General features: G+C 37.9%; 6 protein-coding genes. All 6 read left to right on the top strand.

All coding sequences use genetic code 11. The annotated features are described in order from the left end of the window. On the top strand, positions 1-200 hold a 200-nt coding region (locus tag JHC30_00225), incomplete at its 5' end, for a hypothetical protein (protein MCI4462594.1). Then, positions 166-414: a hypothetical protein gene (locus JHC30_00230; protein ID MCI4462595.1), complete on the top strand. Its 249-nt coding sequence runs from the start codon at positions 166-168 to the stop codon at positions 412-414. The genes JHC30_00225 and JHC30_00230, both read left to right, overlap by 35 nt. Before the next feature lie 69 nt (positions 415-483). Further along, on the top strand, positions 484-1191 hold the full coding sequence (gene tadA / locus JHC30_00235; protein MCI4462596.1) for a Flp pilus assembly complex ATPase component TadA: 708 nt from the start codon (positions 484-486) through the stop codon (positions 1189-1191). After that, the gene (locus JHC30_00240; GenBank protein MCI4462597.1) at positions 1145-2101 is read left to right on the top strand and encodes a GGDEF domain-containing protein; all 957 of its coding nucleotides are present in this window, start codon (positions 1145-1147) and stop codon (positions 2099-2101) included. Before tadA ends, JHC30_00240 begins: the two co-directional genes overlap by 47 nt. Next, positions 2098-2544 carry a metal-dependent hydrolase gene (locus JHC30_00245; GenBank protein ID MCI4462598.1) on the top strand — a complete coding sequence of 149 codons (447 nt, stop codon included), beginning with the start codon at positions 2098-2100 and terminating at the stop codon, positions 2542-2544. Before JHC30_00240 ends, JHC30_00245 begins: the two co-directional genes overlap by 4 nt. A 13-nt stretch (positions 2545-2557) precedes the next feature. Further along, entirely contained in the window at positions 2558-2950 is a 393-nt protein-coding gene (locus JHC30_00250) for a roadblock/LC7 domain-containing protein (GenBank protein ID MCI4462599.1), read from the top strand. Positions 2951-3079: the final 129 nt, after the last annotated feature.

Raw genomic sequence — 3079 nt, forward strand, 5'->3', positions numbered from 1 at the left:
CAACAGCAGAATTACAGAAATTCGTGTATAATGCGAGCAATAGTTACACGCTTTACAGAATAGTGTCTAATGGGCAGGACAAGGGATATTTTGTCGATAAAGATGAAGCACTGAAATTTGCACAAGCAATACAAGGGATCGAAGTCTACGAGGTGAAATACGAAAATGGAAACGAAGTCAGCAGAACCAAGATACATTGATGACATTTTTAGAATCGCAGAAGAGCGTGGCGCATCTGATATCCAGATAAGCGCCAAAGCAAGGCCGCATATAAGGATTAATGGTACTTTTATGGAAATTTCTGAAGTTCCTGTTCTTGAACCGTCTGACACAGAAGAGATAGCGAATTTCTTAATGACAGACTTGCAGAGAGAAAAACTAAAAAAGCACTTGCAGGTTGACTTCTCATTTTGAAGAGCAACAGCACGATACAGGGCAAACATCTACTACCAGCGTTCCTCAATCTCAATATCTATAAGGAGATTGAAGGCAGAGATACCAACAATAGAGGAATTGCATCTTCCTGAGTTTTTGCCTGATTTTATGAAGAAAAAAACAGGTATGATCATCGTTTCTGGGCCAACAGGTTCAGGAAAGTCAACAACAATTGCGAGCCTTATAAAAACTGTGATATATAACGGTGTACACGTTGTAACGATAGAAGATCCTGTTGAATACCTTATACCACACGGGAATAGCATTGTTGACCAGAGGGAAATTGGAACTGATGTACTTTCATTTGAGGAAGGTATGAAGGCGGTTGTACGAGAAAATCCTGATATTATATTTATAGGAGAGATAAGAGACCCTGAAAGCGCAAAGATTGCGCTATCCCTTGCAACAACGGGACACCTTGTTGTTACGACAATACACGCATTTCCAGCTGTTGAAGCAATCGATAGGATGCTATCGTTTTTATCAGATAAGGAGTGGAATAGAGCGCTTTTTGCTTCATCTTTTGTTGCAGTTATTGCACAGACACTCGTAAAAGGAACAGATGAAAAAATGTACCCTGCAGTCGAGGTTGTGGAGCACTCAAAGAGTATTGAGAGAGTTATTATGGATAATAGATTGAATGAGATTGTAAATTACATGACGACTCCGAGGAGCATGACACTCGAAGAGTCGCTGAGGATGCTGAAAAATGGCGGGTATATTGATAATATTGACGATATTCTTGGCACTTTCTAACTTCACTCTCCTCTTTCTCTTTCTAAACGCTCAAAAAAAGCGAAAGGAGTTGGCGCAAGCGTATACCACTCTAAGAATGTTTGTGCGTGATGTTAATTTCAAGACTTCGCCAGACTTAATAAAGTACACGTCAGAGGCGTTCATTCAATACACGCACAAAGATATAATCTTTACTTACAGGAATGTGTATGTTCCAACGGGTTATGTGGAAATGTATAAAAATGGGGAGCGTGTAGGAAGAAAAACAGAGGCCGAAATTGAAAATACGCTTTCAAAACTCAATAAACTTGTGATTCTAAACAACGTTGTTGCCTATTATGAAGATGATAAAGGATTCTTTAAAGATGTTACTGAACTTTTGAGGTTGCTATTCAATTCTGCTGTAAATTACGACTTACTCTATTCAAGAGCGGGAACAGACCAGTTAACACAGTTGCATAACAGACTTGCACTTGATGCATATGTGCAAGAGGTATTTCCCATACTTGTACAAAACAAGAGATTATCATTTATGATGTTTGATATAGATGATTTTAAAAAGTTCAATGATGAATACGGACATGAAACAGGAGATATTGTCTTGCAAAGAGTTGCAGGGGCTATAAGGAAAAATATAAAGAGCTCTGATTTTGCATTCAGGTTTGGTGGCGATGAAATGGCCGTTGTTATTGAAGGAGATAAATATACCGCAGCAAAAGTTGCAAAAAGGATTGTAAGTTCATTACAGGACAATAACAACTTAAGGATAACGCTCTCTATTGGTATTGCCGAATCAGAACCCGATATTGATTTTGATACGCTTAAAAGAAGAGCTGATGCAGCACTTTATGCCGCAAAGGAGAAAGGGAAAAACAAGATTGTTCTCTGGAAAAATAAAACTGAGGAGAATGCGGTAGAGGAACAGAAATGACAGGGAGAACGCATATTGCAGCATCAATAAGTCTTGTTTCAGTATTACCACCAACACCTGCAACAATAACAGGACTATTTATTGGTGCTATTCTCCCTGATATTGATGTAGAGGGTGCAACCATTACAAGGTATTTACCTAGAATCCCTGTTGAACACAGGACAATTACGCATTCAATACTTGCACTTGCGGTTGTTATGTTTTTTGCTAATATCGTTTCAACGCAGTTTGGAGTTGGTATGGCTATGGGGTATTTATCACACCTTGTTCTTGACGCAATGACTCCAACAGGCGTGCCACTATTATATCCTTTTAATAAAAAGAGGCATTTCAGGTTTCCTCTTACTATTCATACAGGTTCTACGATGGAACTTATGTTTTTTGTCGTTTTGGTGATAATAGACGTTTTTGTTTATAAAAGTGTATTAACAAAAATTTTATAAGGAGGCGTTAAAGATGGACGAATTAATTGACACACAAGGAAGAAGAGTAGAAAATGCCTTGAGAGATATTTTAAGGAAGATCAAGGCAAGCAGTCTTGATATTGAGTCTCTTGCTCTTGTAAGTAGTGATGGACTTCCAGTTGCAAGTTTATTGCCTGAAAATCTGGAAGAAGATAAAGTTGCAGCAATGTCTGCAACTATTCTTGCACTTGGCGAGAGAGTACTTGATGATTTATCAAAAGGAAAATTAAATGTTGCTTTGGTGCAGGGAGAAAAAGGATACGTGATTACTGCTGGTATTAAAAATCTTGCTGTCCTTGTTGTTATAACTAATGAGAAGGCGAAGCTTGGAATAATAATGCTTGCGGTAAAGAAAGGCGTTGAGGAACTATCAAAGATATTGTAAGTTAATACAGAATTTTGGTATTTCTTTGATAAATACTATAATATTTTAGGAGGTGAAGGATGTACGAAGAAGAAGTAAAGGACGTAATAAAGGTTAATACAGATGAACGTGAAGCAAGTATAGAGGAAC

It is taken from the genome of Caldisericum sp. (assembly GCA_022759145.1).
Classification (GTDB): Bacteria; Caldisericota; Caldisericia; order Caldisericales; family Caldisericaceae; genus Caldisericum.